At 62.3% G+C, this 17,092-nt stretch carries 13 protein-coding genes; 2 read left to right on the plus strand and 11 right to left on the minus strand.

Annotated features, from left to right (window positions below):
- The first annotated feature begins 36 nt into the window (after positions 1–36).
- Positions 37–966 (plus strand): acetaldehyde dehydrogenase (acetylating), encoded by a 930-nt coding sequence (locus tag CS390_RS14395; protein WP_065761216.1) that lies wholly within the window; start codon positions 37–39, stop codon positions 964–966.
- A 10-nt stretch (positions 967–976) separates the two neighbouring features.
- A complete protein-coding gene (gene dmpG, locus CS390_RS14400; protein ID WP_065761217.1) occupies positions 977–2,005 on the plus strand; it encodes a 4-hydroxy-2-oxovalerate aldolase in 1,029 nt (342 codons plus the stop codon).
- A gap of 89 nt (positions 2,006–2,094) precedes the next feature.
- Here dmpG and CS390_RS14405 read toward each other — a convergent pair whose 3' ends face one another.
- The 11 genes from CS390_RS14405 to CS390_RS14455 all read right to left on the minus strand — a co-directional run bounded on the left by CS390_RS14405 (position 2,095) and on the right by CS390_RS14455 (position 17,060).
- Positions 2,095–2,928, minus strand: a complete 834-nt coding sequence (locus CS390_RS14405) for an SDR family NAD(P)-dependent oxidoreductase (protein WP_099775147.1) — start codon at positions 2,926–2,928, stop codon at positions 2,095–2,097.
- Between the two features lie 11 nt (positions 2,929–2,939).
- Positions 2,940–3,707, minus strand: a complete 768-nt coding sequence (locus tag CS390_RS14410; RefSeq protein ID WP_099775148.1) for an SDR family oxidoreductase — start codon at positions 3,705–3,707, stop codon at positions 2,940–2,942.
- A gap of 133 nt (positions 3,708–3,840) precedes the next feature.
- A complete protein-coding gene (locus CS390_RS14415; protein ID WP_099775149.1) occupies positions 3,841–5,073 on the minus strand; it encodes a helix-turn-helix transcriptional regulator in 1,233 nt (410 codons plus the stop codon).
- Between the two features lie 342 nt (positions 5,074–5,415).
- On the minus strand, positions 5,416–7,791 hold the full coding sequence (locus CS390_RS14420) for an RND family transporter (RefSeq protein ID WP_099775150.1): 2,376 nt from the start codon (positions 7,789–7,791) through the stop codon (positions 5,416–5,418).
- 10 nt (positions 7,792–7,801) lie between these two features.
- Positions 7,802–8,773: a YCF48-related protein gene (locus tag CS390_RS14425; RefSeq protein ID WP_065758669.1), complete on the minus strand. Its 972-nt coding sequence runs from the start codon at positions 8,771–8,773 to the stop codon at positions 7,802–7,804.
- A gap of 265 nt (positions 8,774–9,038) precedes the next feature.
- The gene (locus CS390_RS14430) at positions 9,039–9,986 is read right to left on the minus strand and encodes an OB-fold domain-containing protein (protein ID WP_099775151.1); all 948 of its coding nucleotides are present in this window, start codon (positions 9,984–9,986) and stop codon (positions 9,039–9,041) included.
- A gap of 5 nt (positions 9,987–9,991) precedes the next feature.
- Positions 9,992–11,203 carry a thiolase family protein gene (locus CS390_RS14435; protein WP_099775152.1) on the minus strand — a complete coding sequence of 404 codons (1,212 nt, stop codon included), beginning with the start codon at positions 11,201–11,203 and terminating at the stop codon, positions 9,992–9,994.
- 108 nt (positions 11,204–11,311) lie between these two features.
- Positions 11,312–12,979: a DUF1302 domain-containing protein gene (locus CS390_RS14440; protein ID WP_099775153.1), complete on the minus strand. Its 1,668-nt coding sequence runs from the start codon at positions 12,977–12,979 to the stop codon at positions 11,312–11,314.
- Positions 12,980–13,046: 67 nt separating this feature from the next.
- The gene (locus tag CS390_RS14445) at positions 13,047–14,132 is read right to left on the minus strand and encodes an MBL fold metallo-hydrolase (protein ID WP_099775154.1); all 1,086 of its coding nucleotides are present in this window, start codon (positions 14,130–14,132) and stop codon (positions 13,047–13,049) included.
- Positions 14,125–15,978 (minus strand): long-chain-acyl-CoA synthetase, encoded by a 1,854-nt coding sequence (locus CS390_RS14450; RefSeq protein ID WP_099775155.1) that lies wholly within the window; start codon positions 15,976–15,978, stop codon positions 14,125–14,127. The genes CS390_RS14445 and CS390_RS14450 overlap by 8 nt, the downstream gene beginning before the upstream one ends.
- Positions 15,975–17,060: an alkene reductase gene (locus CS390_RS14455; protein ID WP_099775156.1), complete on the minus strand. Its 1,086-nt coding sequence runs from the start codon at positions 17,058–17,060 to the stop codon at positions 15,975–15,977. The genes CS390_RS14450 and CS390_RS14455 overlap by 4 nt, the downstream gene beginning before the upstream one ends.
- Positions 17,061–17,092: the final 32 nt, after the last annotated feature.

The raw sequence follows: 17,092 nt of genomic DNA on the forward strand, positions 1-17,092 counted from the left end.
GAACCTTACGCAATCCCTCCCCTGGAGCCATAGATAATGAGCAAGAAGATCAAATGCGCGCTGATCGGGCCGGGCAACATCGGCACCGACCTGCTGTACAAACTGATGCGCAGCGAGGTGCTTGAGCCGGTCTGGATGGTCGGTATCGATGCCACCTCCGAGGGCCTCGCACGGGCACGTGAGCTGGGCCTGAAAACCACCGCTGACGGGGTCGACGGCTTGTTGCCCCACGTTATCGAAGACCAGGTACAGATCGCCTTCGACGCCACATCCGCCTATGTTCACGAGCAGAACTCACGCAAGCTCAATGCGCTGGGGGTGTTGATGATCGACCTGACCCCTGCTGCCATCGGCCCCTACTGCGTACCACCGGTCAACCTCAAGACCAACCTCGGCCTGGGCGTGATGAACGTCAACATGGTCACCTGCGGCGGCCAGGCCACCATTCCGCTGGTCGCGGCAGTATCCAGCGTGCAGCCGGTGGAATACGCCGAAATCATCGCAACCGCGGCCTCCAAATCGGTCGGCCCGGGTACGCGCAAGAACATCGACGAGTTCACCCGCACCACATCCAGCGCGGTCGAACAGGTCGGCGGTGCGAAAAAGGGCAAGGCGATCATCATCATCAACCCCGCCGAGCCACCGCTGATCATGCGCGACACCGTGCATTGCCTGACCGAAACGGAACCCGACCAGGCGGCCATCACCGCCGCTATCGAGGCAATGATCCTGCAGGTGCAGCGCTATGTCCCCGGCTACAAGTTGGTAAATGGCCCGGTGTTCGAGGGCAACCGCGTCTCGGTGTTCATGGAAGTCGAAGGCCTGGGCGACTACCTGCCCAAGTACGCCGGCAACCTCGACATCATGACCGCCGCCGCTGCGCGTACCGCCGAAATGTTCGCCGAAGAAATCCTCAAGGGCGAACTGGTCCTGCACGCCACCCACGCACAACCCGCCCTTGCCTGAGGAATCGACCATGGATCTTCGCGGTAAACACATCACCGTTCATGACATGTGCCTGCGCGATGGCATGCACCCCAAGCGTCATCAGATCAGCCTGCAACAGATGAAAGACATTGCCTGCGGCCTGGATGCGGCTGGCGTCCCGCTGATCGAAGTCACCCACGGCGACGGCCTGGGCGGCAGCTCGGTCAACTACGGCTTTCCCGCGCACAGCGACGAGGCCTACCTGTCGGCCGTCATCCCGCTGATGAAACGGGCCAAGGTCTCGGCCTTGCTGCTGCCGGGGATCGGCACCGTCGACCACCTGAAGATGGCCCATGAGCTGGGCGTCAACACCATTCGCGTAGCCACCCACTGCACTGAAGCAGACGTCAGCGAGCAGCATATTTCCCACGCCCGCAGCCTGGGCATGGACACGGTCGGTTTCCTGATGATGGCCCACATGAACAGCCCGGAAGGCCTGGTCAAGCAGGGCAAGCTGATGGAAAGCTACGGCGCCAACTGCATCTACCTGACCGACTCGGCAGGCTACTTGCTGCCCCATGACGTCAGCGCCCGGGTAGCGGCAATGCGTGCGGCACTGAAACCGGAAACCGAGATCGGCTTCCATGGCCACCACAACCTGTCGATGGGCGTGTCCAACTCGATCGCCGCCATCGCCGCCGGTGCCACCCGCATTGACGCCGCCTGTGCCGGCCTCGGCGCAGGCGCCGGCAATACACCCATGGAAGTACTGGTCGCGGTCTGCGACCGCATGGGCATCGAGACGGGTGTCAGTGTGTTCGGCATCCAGGACGTGGCCGAAGACCTGGTCGTACCTATCATGGACTTCCCGATCCGCAGCGACCGCGATGCACTGACCATGGGCTATGCCGGGGTCTATGGCTCGTTCCTGCTGTTTGCCAAGCGAGCCGAGAAGAAGTACGGCGTCTCGGCGCGGGAAATCCTCGTCGAAATGGGCCGTCGCGGCATGGTGGGTGGCCAGGAGGACATGATCGAGGACACTGCCATGACCCTCGCCCGGCAACGCCGCCAGGCCTGAGCCACTGAGTATCGACTGATCCTGCCCCTGCGTTATTGGCGACCTGAGTCGCCAATAACTTCACATCAAGGTGTCAATACATCAAGGGTTCAACGCCAATCGGCAACGATGCCATGCTCCAGTGCAAACGGCTGCGCAGCGATGGTTCGACACTGGTAACGAGGCGCCTGTTCTTCCGTCGCCAACCAGAGCATCACCTCGGCAGGAACCTGCGGCGGCGCACTGCCGGCACGCAAGGCGATCACGCCCTTGTCACCAATGGTCGCCTTGAGTGCGTCGGTCGTCACCACACCCGGGTTGAGGGTGTAGGCACACACACCGGCTTCCCCCAGCTCTACCGAGAGGATCCCTGAAAGGCGCGATACCGCCGCCTTGCCGGCCCCATAGGCGTACCCCCACCCGCCCTTGCCCGCCGCCACGGGCGGGTCACTCTCGCCGGCCCCGGAGGTGACGTTGATCACCACGCCAGTGCCCTGCTCGGCCATGTGCTCGACCACTGCCCGGGTCAACAGGAACGGCGTCAGGATGTAGCCCTTGTACATCCGCTCCAGCGTTTCTGGCTGCAGGCTCATGAAGCCCGCATTAAGGTCACTGCCCTGGTAGATCGCGTTGTTGATCAGCACGTCGATCCGCCCATACTCGGCGAGCACCGCCTCACAGGCGCCGATGGCCGAGGCACTGTCGAGCAGGTCCATGGGCACGACCAGTACCCGCCGTCCCAGTGCCCGGATCGCTTCGGCGGTGCCGTTGAGGCTGCCGGGAAGCGGCGCGCCTGTAGCGTCGCGCAGGGCGTGCGGGTGCTGCTCACCTTCGTCGAGGGTGCGCGCACTGATCGCCAGGTCGAAGCCGGCCCGCGCGAACGCCAATGCCGCTTCGCGACCGATGCCACGGCTGGCGCCGGTAATGAATGCCACCTTGCTCATGAGGAGTCCTTTTAGAAACGCTGCGGGCGAACCATGGCGTCCATGCCGCCATCGATGAACACCACGCTGCCATGGATGAACGCGGCTTGCCTGGACTGCAGGAACGCCACCAGTGCGGCAATTTCCTGCGGATGCCCGGCACGGCCCAAGGGCGCAACGAACTCCCGTACCGCTTTGCCGAAACGTGCATCGTCGAGCGATGCCTGATGCAGCGGGGTTTCCACCGCCCCCGGTGCCACCACATTCAAGCGAATACCCTTGCTCGCCCAACTGGATGAGGTGCGCCGGGCATGGTGGGTGATTGCATACTTGGAGCAGGCATAGGCCACATGGGGCTGACCAAGGGCATTGGCCAGTTCCAGTGCATTGGCTTCATCGCCAGCGAGCATCGCCTCGGTCATCGCCTGCTGATCGGCACCGGTCTGGGTCGCGGCCACCGAGCCGATCACCAGCGCAGCCGGGCTATCACCCTTGGCCAAAGCCCCGGCCAGGCCACTCAGCAACTGGCTAACGCCGAAGTAGTTGACCGCCAGGATCAACCCGCAGGACGGGGCCGTTACCCCGACACCCGCACAACAGACCAGGCCGTCGAGTACCCCGTCGCTGAGCTCGAGTACCTGGGCAATCGCGGCCTCGCGGCCTTGGGGCGTTGAAAGGTCTGCGAGCACCTCGGCATTGCTGCGGTCGATTCCGATGACACGATGTCCGGCGGCGCGTAACGCAGTGCTCACCGCGGCACCGATTCCCGAAGCGCTGCCGCTGATAGCTGTAACTGGCATAGGTATTCTCCGTGATAGGTTCGGGCAGTATCGAGAGACCGACCACGAGGCTGCATCGTCTGTGCGGACTAAGGGTGTTCAGGCTCGTGGTGGCGCCGGGCGACTGCCTGCCGCCCGGAAACAGAATGGCGATTCACGCCTGACGGGCAGCTACCGCCAGCTGCGGCGGTGGAACCTTGAGTTTTTCAACAGCCTTGAGGGCGACCTTGGGCTTGCCCAACGCCACGACACTGTTGAGCATGATGCGCACCAGTTCGGTCTGCCGGCGCACGCCGGTCTTGGAGAAAATCGAACGCAGATGGGCACGCGCGGTGTTGCGCCGGATGTTCAGCACTTCGGCCGCTTCCTCCAGGGACAAACCGTTGGCCAACTCCATTGCCAGGGCAGTCTCGGCCCTGGTCAGGTTGAACAACTGCTTGGTCACCACTTCGCTGGCCAGCGATTTGCTCGCGGCGTCGCGGATATACACCAGCGCGGCGGGCTGGCCCTTCTCTTCCGCCCAGTCCAGCGAGGGAATCGACTCGACCACCAGGCCCAGGTTGACCAGCCCGGATGGCCGCGTGACAGACATCGCTTCGGCGCTCTTGGGGGCATCCGGGGAAAATGCGGCACGAATCAGCCGTTGCAGCTCGCGATTGTCACTTGGGTAGCTGGCCTCAAGGCGACCGCCGACCAATTTCAGCCCATCGGCGTTGGCGAGGATGTCCTGGGCGACCGGGTTGACCCGCAGCACACTGCCGCTTTCATCCAGCACCAGGGTTGCCACCGACAGCCGACTGATTGCCTGGGAATACAGCTCGCTCAACGACTCGCTGCGGTCCAGCAAGTTATGCACCTGTAGCGCCCGCCGCAGGTGTGGCAAGAACACGCCGCACAACGCGCGTTCGTTGGCCGAGAAGTTGGGAGCGTGCTTGGGACGGGTAATGCGAAAGCGCAACTTGCCGCCGTCCGGGGTGGAAATATCGGCCCCCATCACGTGGTACACCCCTTGCGGGCCGCAGAACATCTTGAAGTAGGCACTGTGCTCCCATTCCGCGGACGTCATGACGTCGTCGACCGTGAACACGTAGTCCAGCGGCTGGTTGGCAAACGGGGTATTGGTCTGGGGGTAGGTCATGTAGCTGACGTCGCCGGCCCCTTCGATGTCGCCGGCGATGATCATCACACCCATGTCCGGTTGGTCCGGCACCCGCAGGATCAGTGTGACGTAGTTGGCGTCGTAGAGCGTACGGAAGCTCTTGAGAGCACGCGCCATCAACTTTGGGTCGAGGGCACCTTCATAGACTTCCCCAACCAGGCGGTCGTATTCGCTCAGGTCAAGGCCGACGCTGGCCAAAACCTCATGGGTCAAGACAGCACTTACCATAGTCTTCTCCGCGCACGGGTAAGGCACGATGACCTTCCCTTGTTATTTTTATAATTTCGGCTTGAGGGCAGCACGCCCCCTTTTTGACTACACGCGACTTGCACAGGCCTGCAACAGGGCCCGCGCCACAGTCTCCCTGTCCACTACGCACTCCACAATAGGTGTTGGCGTTTTATTTTTAGTTACTGAATGTCTAAATTCCATCGCGGGCAAGCCCGCTCCAACAGAGCCCGCGCCAGCCTGTAGGAGCAGGGCTTGCCCGCGATGCCGGCACCGCGAAATCACTGGCACCACGCCGATGCCATCGCGGACAAGCCCGCTCCTACAAGGCCTTTTGCCGGCTCACTGGACCTGGGCCACGGGACTTTCCGTGGCCACCAACCGGCGCCCACGGTTGAACCAGGCTGCCAGCGCCGGTAGCAGGAATATGGCTCCCAAGACGTTCACCAGGAACATGAAGGACAACAGCACGCCCATGTCTGCCTGAAACTTCAGCGGCGCAAACGCCCAGGTGCACACACCAATCGACATGGTCAAGGCCGTGAACACTGCAGCCGTGCCCCGTTGGCACATCGCCTCGTAGAACGCCTCGCGCAGGTTCGCACCACCGGCCATTTCGTGTTGGATACGTTCATACAGGTAGATCCCGTAATCGACACCCACACCCACACCCAGCGCCATCACCGGCAAGGTCGCGACTTTCAGGCCAATGCCCAGCATCGCCATCAACGCGTTGCAGAGGATCGCTACAATCGCCAGGGGGACGAGAATGCACAGTACCGCGCGGACCGAGAGGAAGGTCAGCCAGCAGAACAGCGCCACCGAACCAAAGAGTGCCGCCAACATGATGATCTCCGCCCGTTTCACCGCCTCATTGGATGCCGCCATCACACCCACGTTTCCGCCCGCCAGGAGAAACGCCACCTGCGGGGTGCGAACCTCGGCGATGATGCGCTTGGCTTCATTGATCGCATGGGCCACCGTGGCCCCTTCGTGGTCGGCCAGGAACACCAGGATCTGCATTTGCTGGCAGCCGTCGGTCACCAACCCGTCGTCCGGCATGTAGGCCCGTGCGCCTTGGCTCAGGCCGCGTGCTGAACCTGGGATCGCCGCCCAACGTGGGTTGCCTTCGTTGTTACCGGCAATGACCCGTTTGCCCATGCCGGCGACGCTCTGGACCGACTGCACACCGGTGACAGCGCGCATGCGGAAATCGAAGGCTTCTACCGCGCGCATCACTTCCGGCGACAAGCACCCTTCTTCGATGCCCTGGACCTCGACAAACACTGACATTACGTCGAGGCCGATCGAATAGCTGTCGACAATCTTGCGGTTGTCCTGGTTGTAGCGCGAGTCGGCCCTGAGCTCCGGCGCGCCTGCACCGATATCGCCCACCGCGAGGTCACGTGCCTTGTAGGCGCCGGCCACCAGCAGCAACAGGCTGATGGCGAACACACTCAGTGCAGGTCCCGGCTCGGCCAGCGCAGACAACCGCCACCACAGCCGATGCCTGCCGGCCTGACGGGTTTGCGCCCGTCGCAGCAACCCGGGCTCCAGCCGCAGGTAGGAGATGATCACCGGCAGCATCAGCTTGTTGGTGATGATCATCAGCATCACGCCGATACAGGCGGTCACACCCAGTTCATGCACGATCGGGATATCGATCAACATGATCACCGCAAAACCCAGGGCATTCATCAACAGCGCCAGGGAGCCGGGAATGAAGATTTTGCAGAATGCCGAATGCGCGGCCCGCAACGAATCGCTACCCGCCACCACATCCTGCTTCCAGGCATTGGTCATCTGCACGGCATGGGACACACCGATGGAGAAAATCAGGAACGGCACCAGGATCGACATCGGATCAATGCCAAGCCCCAACAGCGGCAACAGGCCAAGCAACCAGACCACCGGCAGCAACGCCACCACCAATGCAACCACGGTCAGGCGCAAAGAGCGCGAATAGAGCCAAAGCAGCAGCCCGGTAATGACGAAGGCGATCACAAAGAAGCCGATCACCGTGTTCAACCCCTCGACCACATCACCGACCAGCTTGGCGAAACCGACAATGTTGATCTCGATCTGCTCATTGCTGTACTTGTCGCGAAGCTCTTCAAGACGGCGGGCAACCTCGGCATATTTCACCGGTTCGCCGGTCTGCGGGTCGATATCCTGCAGGTCGGCACGCACCATGGCCGACTTCAGGTCGTTGGCCAACAAGCGCCCGATCTGCCCGGACGCGGCGGCATTGCTGCGTACCTGAGCCAGGTCCTGTTCGGTGCCGCTGAAGCGTGGCGGTACGACCACATCACCGAAAAAACCCTCCTCGGTGATTTCGATGTAGCGTACGTTGGTGGTGAACAGCGAGGTGACGCTGGCACGACTGACCCCAGAGATGAAGAACACATCGTCGGTCACCTTGCGCAAGGTGTCGAGGAACACCGGGTTATAGATATCCCCCTCGCCTTTCCAATGCACGCTGACCAGGAAACGGTTGGCACCGGTGAAGTACTGGCTGAACTTCAGGAAGTTGACCATGTACGCGTGTCGCACCGGAATCTGCTTGTTGAAGCCGGGGTCCAGTTGCGTGTGGGTAGCGCTGTAACCCAGGCCTGCGGTCACCAGCACAAACAGCACTAACAACCCCTTGCGCCATGCCATCAGCCGATCCGCGACTGCTTCGACGCTGTGCGTCACCCAGCTTTTAGCTTGTTTCATTGCCCGCCTCTCATTTACCTAGGGCGGCAACGCTGCCACCAGAACCCTGGAGTAACCCGCGCTCACCACCGACCAGCAGACGCGAACCGACCATCGTCGCCGAGGTCAAGGTGCCGAGGCCGGCCAAGCGACTGACACCAACCAGCGCACCCCGAGCATCCAGCCGAACGACCGAGCTGCCAGCTCCGACGATCACCAGGCCAGAGTGGTCGGGCAACAGCACATGCCCGTAGAGCGGCAACTGGTTACCGACGTTGACCTGTGCCCAGCTATCACCGAAGTCGTGGCTGACGAATACATGGCCGCGCATGCCATAGGTCACCCAATGCTCTGGGCTCAGGCGCACGATGCCGAACAACGAACCGCTGTAAAATGCAGGCAGGGTCTGCCAATGCTTGCCGCCATCGCGGGTACGCAGCACCAGGCCTTGCTCGCCGACCAACATCCTTCGACCATCAGGGCCGCCGTCCATGCTGTTGAGGTGCGCGCTGTCGACATCAAGCGCCAGCTTGCGCCAACTCAGCCCGGCATCATCGGACTGATAGAACTTACCGAAGCTGCCGAACGCCAGGACACTCTCGTCACCGGCAGCCCAGATACCCAGCAGCGGCTCGCCCAATTCGTTGTCGTAGCGCATTTCCTGCCAGTGGCTACCGGCATCCTCGGAGCGCAGGATCCAACCGTCGTGCCCGACCGCCAGTAGGCGTTGCTCACCCAGTGCCACCAAGGCAGTCAGCGCGACATCACGTTGCCGGTCGACACTGGCCTGCTGCCAACTCACACCCTGGTCGTCGCTGAACAGGATGCTGCCGCGTTCGCCCACGGCCACGACACGTGTCCCCAGGCTGAGCAAACCGTTGATTTGAACCCGGTCCGAACGCAGCGCGACTTTCGCCTGCTCGGGCTCGGTTTTGGGGGAAAAGGTAAACAGGATGGTCAGCCCGACAACCAGGCAGACCAGGTATCCGATCACTGAGCGCATGAGGGACGCTCCTGTTCGTGACACGCGTGCAAAGTAGGGGTCATTGGGCCAATCCTCTTGTTCTTGTATGGCGCCACGCCTTGGGTCGCAGCGAGCTAAGTGGGCATTGCCTAGGGGGGATACTCAGGTGTAGGGCCGTTTGAAACATCGTCCAAACGGCTTAAAAAATGGCGTGAATGGCGTGAATGGCGTATGCCGGAAATGTGCGGCAAAGGCGCACGGCAACGCCGCCCACAGCTTTGCCGTGGGCGCAGGACGGGTACGATCAGGCCCGGTAGAGAATCACCAGATCGTTGATGACCGACGGCCGTTCATGACCGACGACATGGGTGTTGAGCTCCAATGTCAGTTGGGTGCCTCTGGCAAGCAGTTCGACCTGCTTGACCCGCGCCCGCGAATGGATACGCGACCCCGCTGGCACGGGTGCCGGGAAGCGCAAACGGTCGGAGCCATAGTTGATCTGGGTAGTGAACCCTGTGATCTCGAAACCCAGCGCCAGCTTCATCCGCGACTGCAACACCTGCACCAAAGCGCCGTGGGCGATGGTGCCGCCGAACGGACTCTGCAGACGAGCACGCTCAGGGTCGGTATGGATCCAGTAGTCGTCGCCAGACAACTGCGCAAAGGCATCGATCAGGGCCTGATCCACCACGATGCTGTTGCTCCAGTCACTGAACTGTTCACTGACCAGCGCCTGTAGACTCGCGGCATCGTTGAAATCGATCTTGCGTGGCTCGGGTTGCGAGTGCGTCGGTGCCGGTTCGCTGTCAACGGCGGGCAAGCGTTCAAGGCTGGCAGCCTCCTTGTCCAGGCCAGTGAAGCGCAACAAGCGATTGCCCTTGGCGTCGACCTCGGCAAACACCGGTTTCAAACGCATGCCGATGTGTATTTCGTCTTCAGCCAGGCCGACCAGATTGGTGTTGATGCGCACACCTTCGGCCAACTCGACAACCGCCAGTTTCTGCGGCATTTCATCCATGAAATCGGGCAAGGTGGGAATGCGCGTCAGCGTGTAACTGTACAGCGTCGCGCTGCCCTCGACCTCGCGCCAGGCCAGGTCATGGGCCATGCAGGCGGGACAATGCCGACGCGGGTAGAAAATCCAGTGCGCACAGGCTGTGCATTGCTGAATCAGTAAGCGCCGGGCCTTCAGGCCTTCCCAGAACGGTGCGGAAATTTCCGTCGGTACAGGCATCGGTTTATTGTTGGACATGGTGCTTATGCTCCCTGAAGTATCAATGCGCCCTGCTCACTCATCACGCCGCCGGTACCGGAGACATAGACGCTGTCACAGCGTCCAAGCTGCCGTTCGCCGGCTACCCCGGCGATTTGCGTCACCGCCTCGATCACCTGGGACATGCCGCCGGCCGAACCGGCCTGACCGAAACTGAGCTGCCCGCCGTGGGTATTCATCGGAAAATCACCCCGCCAGGTCAGGTCATGCTCACGCACAAACGCCATGCCCTCGCCCTTGCCACAGAAACCTGCATCCTCAAGGGTCAGCAACGCGGTGATGGTGTAGCAGTCGTAAATCTGCGCCGCGTCGACATCGGTCGGTTTGAGCCCGGCCATCTCGAAGGCACGTCGCGACGCCGGCCCAATCGGCGTGTGGATCATGTCTGCCGCATAGGACGGCGACTTGAAGGCCAGGTGTTCGCCAAAACCGGTAATGAATGCAGGCCGCTTGCGCGCCCGAGCCGCGACTTCCTTGGAAGCGATGATCATTGCCGCACCGCCAGCCACGGGCATGACGATTTCCAGTATGTGCAGGGGATCGGCAACCATTTTGCTCGTCAGCACCTGCTCAATGGTCAACGGCTGGCCATAGAACATGGCCTGCGGGTTGGCCTGGGCGTTGGTGCGCTGATCCACGGCGATCTTGGCCATCGCCACCGGATCGTAGCCGTACTGGGCGGCATACCGCTGGGCGATCATGGCGTAACCGGTGTTCTGGCCCATGTGCCCGTAGGGCAGGTCGAACTCAGCCTCCGGCGCACCGAACGCCGTGCTGTGGCCACCAAAGCGCATGGCCCTGGCCATCCAGCTCGGGTCTTCATCCGGGCCCAGCGGTGCCATGCGTGCAGGCAGTACGCACAGTACCGCCTGGCACAACCCCAGTTCGATGGCGGCGGCAGCGCGCCAGACCATACCCACCGAGGTACAGCCGCCGAGGTCCACCACTTCGGCAAAATTCAGCCGCAACCCCAGGTACTCGGCGGCCATTGCCGGGACGAACACCGACGCCTCATGAAACTGCGGGCCGTTGATCACCAGCCCGTCAAGGTCTTCAGCCCTGAGCCCCGCATCGCGCAGAGCCTGGGCCGCCAGGTCGGCGACTTGTTCAAGGTGAAACATCTTCGGCGCAGTCGCGTACTTCTCCGGTTTGTACTGCGCGGTACCAATAATGGCCGCATGCCCTTTGAGCCCCATAGTGCCTCCACTCCGAAGCGCCGGGCTTCGGACATTTCCAGGTGATGGTTAAGGCCCGAGGCAGGCAACCTGCCCCGGACCTGAGTGGTCAAGACGAAACAGCCGGGATCAGAAGGAGTACTTCATCGAGAACGTGGCGTAGTCACGGTCGGCAAACGGCCGCTTGATCGCATCCGCTGCACCCAGGTAGCTGGTCACGTTCATGCCGACTTCCAGGTTGCCCAGGTACTTGAATGTGGTACCGATACTCATGCGGCGGTCGCCCTGAACGCCGGAAATGCTGCCGGCCATCGGGGTCGAGCCACTGAACACGTTGGAGAAGCGCACGGGTACTTCAAGGTCCCAGCCCTGGAAAACGCCCGGGTAGCTGAACGAGGCGCCCAGGGTGTAGGCGCTGGCCGATTTGGTGCGCCAGGCCGAACTGGTCTTGTAGGTGTAGTCATCCGACGCCCCAACCAACGGTGCCAGCGAAGGCAACAGGTTCAGGCCTTGCAGATTGCCCGCGGCCGAAGTGGATTCGACGCTGTCGACCAGCACGTGAACAATCTCCGCCGTCAGGCTGGTCTGGCTGGCCCATGGCCGATCGCCGAGAATGCGGATCGCCGACAGTTGCATCTGTTGGCCCTTGCCCTTGGCCGGTACCGGCCCGAGGCCAGTGTTGACCATGACCGGCGCACCGTCGCGGTAGGACCACTCGGCACCGACCTGGGTATCACCCAGCTTGGTCGAGGCGCTGATACCGGTCAGCTTGATGTCTTCGAAATACTTCACCCGGTAGCCGTTGGGCGTGAAGGCATAGAGGCCGCCACCCACGGGCAACGGGTCATACCCCACCAGCGCAGTGGCCGGGTTCTTGTCGTGGTAATTGACGTGAAACAGCGACAATTCAAGAGCCGGTACGGGGCGGTAGCGAACCTGTACCCCCCACTGGCCACCGTCGCGAGGTTCGTCGGTACCACGGTAGGGAACCTTGCCGCCTTGGGTGATGATGAATTCGCGGCCCGGGCCGACGACGTCACTGCCAGACAGGTAGCTGCCCACTGGCGGCAACTCGGTGCCTTTCCATTCGTACTGCACATAAGCGCCAAAGGTAAGGCTTGGATTCAACCGATAGGACCCGGAGAACTGCCCTACCGGCAACAGGATTTCCTTGACCTCAACGCCCGGCTGCGCCGCCTTCACCGCATCGGAGGGGTTCTGTACGCCGTTGACGCCGGGGTAGTAAAGGCTCTCGCCCCAGGACTCGATATGGCGGCCCGCCTTGACGTCGAGCATGGAGTCATTGTCAAAGCGCCAGCCACTGAATACGTAGGCATCCAGCAAACGCGTGCGACCACCACTGTAGTAACGGGTATCACTGGTAAATTCGTCATTGCGACCGGCCTTGTTGACGGTCGCGGGCGAATCGTTGTCGTTTTCCTGGTGGTAGACATCATCGTAGAAGGTACTGCCGCGCACGACGGCACCGTAGTTGTCCTTGCGCAGGATCATCTCACCCAGCGCACCCACACGGTTGGTGGTCAGGCTGCCGCGATCGAAGTTTCGGTTGGCATCGTCAGCGTTGACCCCAAGCAAGCGATCATTCTGATCGTTAAGGCGCACGCCCACGCCGTAGCTGGTGGTTACCGACCAGTCGAGGGTCGTGCCGTTATCAAACTCGATCGTCTCCCCCGACCATACCGGTGTCGAAACCAAAGCGATGGCCGCCGTCAGGCTGACTGCCTGAACACCGCGCGAACCAAGGCCAGTACAATTATTGTTGTTCTTATCGATCACACTGACTCTCCTCAAGGGCAACCGGTTGGCCGCCTGGAATGTTGAACATTGCCGCTGCACCGGCCGCTCAAAACACCACGAGCGGGGTGACAGCAGGTGCCCCCTGCGGGGAACGCCGATACTGGTGAAGCCCGCGGTGTTCCTCCCGCAACAGCGACCCTTCGGCCACGAGGTAGTTGGCATGCGCCAACGTTTCTCCCAGCGCCATCAGTTCGTCGAAACGACCTGAAAGCTTCGGGAACAACACAGCCATCAGTTCGAGCGCACTACGCGGCTCCTCACAGCTGGCCAACAGCAGCGCCAGGTGAGCCTGGTGATGGGCCTGTAACTGGTCCAGGCGCTGATGCAGGTTGAAGAACGGCCGTTCATGGGCCGGCAGAACCAGAACGCTGTCCGGCAAGCCACGCAAGCGCTCAAGGGAGGCCAGCCAGTCGCGCAGCGGATCGGCTTCCGGCTCAGTGGCATGCACGCCGACCGTCGGGGTGATGCGCGGCAACACCTGATCCCCGGAAATGAGCAGGCCATCCTCTTCAGCAAACAGGCAGGCATGTTCGGGCGAGTGCCCGCGACCGACCACTACCTGCCAGAGGCGACCGCCGATGCGCAGGTGGCTGCCGTCGCGCAAGCGCCGGTAACTGTTGAAATGCGCGGGACGGAAATGCCCGTTCTGGATCACCTCGTACATCTGGGCGGCCTGCTCGCTGCTGAAACCGGCCTTGCGGTAGAACGCCAGGAAGTCCCAGCCGGGCGGCTGATCAGAGGGAACGCTGACGTACAACGACTGGTATTCACTGGCGGTCATGTACACCGGGCAGCGAAAGCGTTCGGCCAACCAGGCGGCGACACCGGCATGGTCGGAGTGATAATGCGTGCAGACCACCGCCAGCAGCGGCAGCCCCGCGCACGCCTCACTCAACACGCGCTCCCAGACCTCGCGGGTTTGCGCGGTGTTCATGCCGGTATCCACCGCTACCCAGCCATCGCCATGACGCAGCAGATAGAGGTTGATATGGTCCAGACGAAACGGCAGCGGCATACGCAGCCAGAGCACCCCCGGCGCGACTTCACAGACCTGCCCGGCGGCCGGGGCCTGCGGCCACGGGTAGCGCAGGCCGCTGCGCAGCTCATGGCCGTTCGGGTCCAGATCAGCCATGATGCGCACCTGCGAACGGCGCCAGACCGACTCGCGCCAACACCTCTGGCGAATAGGGCTGGTAGGTTCGCGTGCTTTCATCACGAATGAACAACGGATCGCTGCAGGCAATCGGGCAATAGCCCTGGCGCTGCAAATCGACCTTGCGCAGCTTGAAGGTGCTGGTCAGGTCCGCCGCAGCGGTCACACGTACGAACACTGGCGCGGCGTAACGCGGCAGGCACGCTTCGGTGAGTGCGTACAAGGCCTCGGGCTGGAACACCTGCCCCGGCTGCATCAGCACTGCGGCCATGCCCGCACGCCCTTCATGCCCCGGTACCTGCACACCGTAGATATTGATCAGTTCAAGGCCCGGCAGATCCCCCAGGGCATCGGCGACTTCCTGGGTGGAGACGTTCTCGCTCTTCCAGCGGAAGGTGTCGCCGATACGGTCCACGAAATAGCAGTAGCCATCGGCGTCCTCGCGCAACAAGTCGCCCGAACTCCAGTAGGCATCACCTTCGCGAAAGACATTGCGGCGGATCTTGCTCTCGGTGGCCTCGGTCGAGGTATAGCCTTCGAAGCGCCCACCGCCGATATCCGGATGATCGACGATGAACCCCATGGCTTCACCCACTTCGCCGACCTCGCAGAGCTGATAGAAGCCATTCTCGTCGCGCGGATGACAGTCATTTTCGACATCGAAGCGCACCAGCCGCAGGTTGGTCTTGTTCCAGTCAGGTATACGCCCGCACGAACCGATATAGTTGTCGACATTGATCAGGTTGGTGTTGGCTTCGGTGGCACCCCAACCCTCGAAAACCTGGATCGGTCCAAAACGTTCAATCCAGCGTTGCCAGGACTCAGGTGTCAGGCCGGCACCGAGCATGCAGCGCAGGCTATGTTCGCGTTCACCCGGTACAACCGGCCGGTTGAGCAGGTAGCGGCAGATTTCGCCAATGTACTGGAAGACACTGATACGGTGACGGGCGACGTCGCTCCAGAACTCACGCACGCTGAACTTGCGGCGCACGACGATGCTCGCACCGGCACGTAGCGCGGTCGAGGTCACCGAGGTGGCGGCGGCCCCGTGGTACAGCGGCAGGCAACAATAGAACACGTCGTCGCTGGTGGCCTGCAGCGTTACCTCCATCACATCGCCAGACGACATCCAGCGCATATGGCTGTAACGGGCGGCCTTGGGCAACCCGGTGGTACCCGAGGTAAAAATCAGCAAGGTCAGGGCCTGGGCCTCGATGTTCGCACGCACATCGCGGGGGAAGGCACTGCGTGGCGCACTGTCCAGGCGCGCAGCGAAATGCCCGTCGACCCCCTTGGGAAGCGCCTCGGGCCATGGGTTCTCTGGATCGCGCACCAGCCAGTAGGGCAGCTCAGGCAGGCCCTCGGTAATCTGAACATTGGCCAGGCACTCTTCCCCGACCACCAGTGCCTTGGCCCCGGTGGTTTCCAGCGCATGCAACAGGGGCCGGCCATTGACCTGGGTGTTGATGAACGCGACCACCACCCCCAGCTTGACCAGGCCAAACCAGGTGCAGAAGAACGCCGGGCGGTTTTCCATCACGATGGCACAGACATCACCGGCGCGCAGGCCATTGGCATAAAAGGTATGGGCCATCTGGTTGGCGCGCGCATCGACTTCGGCGTAGCTGAGGATTTCGTCGCCATAGATCAGAAACGCCCGATCGGCGTGACGGATGGCCTGCTGCTCGAGCCGATCGGCCAGGGTGTAGTGGTCACGGGGTTTGATCTGCGCGCTGGCTACCGAACGTCGATCCAGAATCGCCTGGGTCTGTTCACGGGGCACAGGGCAGCTCGGCAGGACGCTGGCCAGGTTACTCAGGCTCATGGCGTCACCTCCAGTGCATCGGCCTGATACACGGGGTAGTCGGTATAGCCACGAGGGCCAGAGGTGTAGAGGGTCTTGCGGTCAAAGCCGGCCAACGGCAGGCCGTGCTTCAAGCGTTCGACCAGGTCGGGGTTGGCAATGAAGTGTCGGCCGAAGGAGACCGCTGCGCCCTCGCCTGCTTCCAGCGCGGCGCGGGCCGAAGCGCCATCAAAACCGTCGTTGAGAATCAGCCCATGGGCGCTATGCTCGTGCGCCAAGGCAAAGGCATCGAGCCCCGCCACCGGTGAACGCATGATGTGCAGGTAGGCCAGGCCCAGCGGTGCCACGGCGGCACAGAGTGCGACAGCGGTGCCTGCCGGGTCGAGGTCGTCGATATCGTTATAGGGGTTGCCCGGGCACATCCTAAAGCCCACACGGCCAGCGCCAATCGCTGCAGCCATGGCCTCGATCACGTCCTTGGCAAACCGTACCCGGTTGCTCGCCGAACCGCCGTAGGCATCGGTACGCTGGTTGCTGCCCGAGGCCATGAACTGCATCGGCAGGTAGCCGCTGGTGCAATGCAACTCGACGCCATCGAAACCGGCTTCACGCGCATTCAACGCTGCCTTACGGTAGTCCTCGATCACCGCGGCGATGCCTTCCAGGGTCAACGCCTGCGGGCTATCGGTGTCTACCAGGCCAACGGCATCACTGAACACTTGAGTGCGTGCGCGCACCGCCGACGGGCCCACGGTAGCCGCACCGCCGGGTTTGTTGTAATGGCTGGCAGCGCGCCCCACATGCATCAGTTGCAGTACGATGCGACCGCCTTGGTCATGCACGGCACGGGTCACCTGGCGCCAGGCGGCAATCTGTTCGCCGGTGTAGATCGCCGGTGTACGGCAATAGCCCAGGCCACTGGCCGATGGCGCCGTACCCTCGGCAACAATCAACCCGGCGCTGGCACGCTGGCGGTAGTACTCGACCATGTCGGCGCTTGGCACCGCACCGGCATCGGCACGACTGCGGGTCATCGGCGCCATGACGATACGATTGGCCAGCTGCAGTTCGCCGAGGCACACCGGCTCGAACAAGATGCTCATGTCAGCTCCTTAACGTCTTATTGTTTCCGGCG

Source organism: Pseudomonas sp. HLS-6, from assembly GCF_002753995.1.
In the GTDB taxonomy this organism is placed as follows: Bacteria; Pseudomonadota; Gammaproteobacteria; order Pseudomonadales; family Pseudomonadaceae; genus Aquipseudomonas; species Aquipseudomonas defluvii.

What these genes read in the sequence shown, in the direction of transcription:
- CS390_RS14395 (WP_065761216.1), top strand. Translation starts at nt 37, where the DNA reads ATGAGCAAGAAGATCAAATGCGCGCTGATCGGGCCGGGCAACATCGGC.
- dmpG (WP_065761217.1), top strand. Translation starts at nt 977, where the DNA reads ATGGATCTTCGCGGTAAACACATCACCGTTCATGACATGTGCCTGCGC.
- CS390_RS14405 (WP_099775147.1), bottom strand. Translation starts at nt 2,928, where the DNA reads ATGAGCAAGGTGGCATTCATTACCGGCGCCAGCCGTGGCATCGGTCGC.
- CS390_RS14410 (WP_099775148.1), bottom strand. Translation starts at nt 3,707, where the DNA reads ATGCCAGTTACAGCTATCAGCGGCAGCGCTTCGGGAATCGGTGCCGCG.
- CS390_RS14415 (WP_099775149.1), bottom strand. Translation starts at nt 5,073, where the DNA reads ATGGTAAGTGCTGTCTTGACCCATGAGGTTTTGGCCAGCGTCGGCCTT.
- CS390_RS14420 (WP_099775150.1), bottom strand. Translation starts at nt 7,791, where the DNA reads ATGAAACAAGCTAAAAGCTGGGTGACGCACAGCGTCGAAGCAGTCGCG.
- CS390_RS14425 (WP_065758669.1), bottom strand. Translation starts at nt 8,773, where the DNA reads ATGCGCTCAGTGATCGGATACCTGGTCTGCCTGGTTGTCGGGCTGACC.
- CS390_RS14430 (WP_099775151.1), bottom strand. Translation starts at nt 9,986, where the DNA reads ATGTCCAACAATAAACCGATGCCTGTACCGACGGAAATTTCCGCACCG.
- CS390_RS14435 (WP_099775152.1), bottom strand. Translation starts at nt 11,203, where the DNA reads ATGGGGCTCAAAGGGCATGCGGCCATTATTGGTACCGCGCAGTACAAA.
- CS390_RS14445 (WP_099775154.1), bottom strand. Translation starts at nt 14,132, where the DNA reads ATGGCTGATCTGGACCCGAACGGCCATGAGCTGCGCAGCGGCCTGCGC.
- CS390_RS14450 (WP_099775155.1), bottom strand. Translation starts at nt 15,978, where the DNA reads ATGAGCCTGAGTAACCTGGCCAGCGTCCTGCCGAGCTGCCCTGTGCCC.
- CS390_RS14455 (WP_099775156.1), bottom strand. Translation starts at nt 17,060, where the DNA reads ATGAGCATCTTGTTCGAGCCGGTGTGCCTCGGCGAACTGCAGCTGGCC.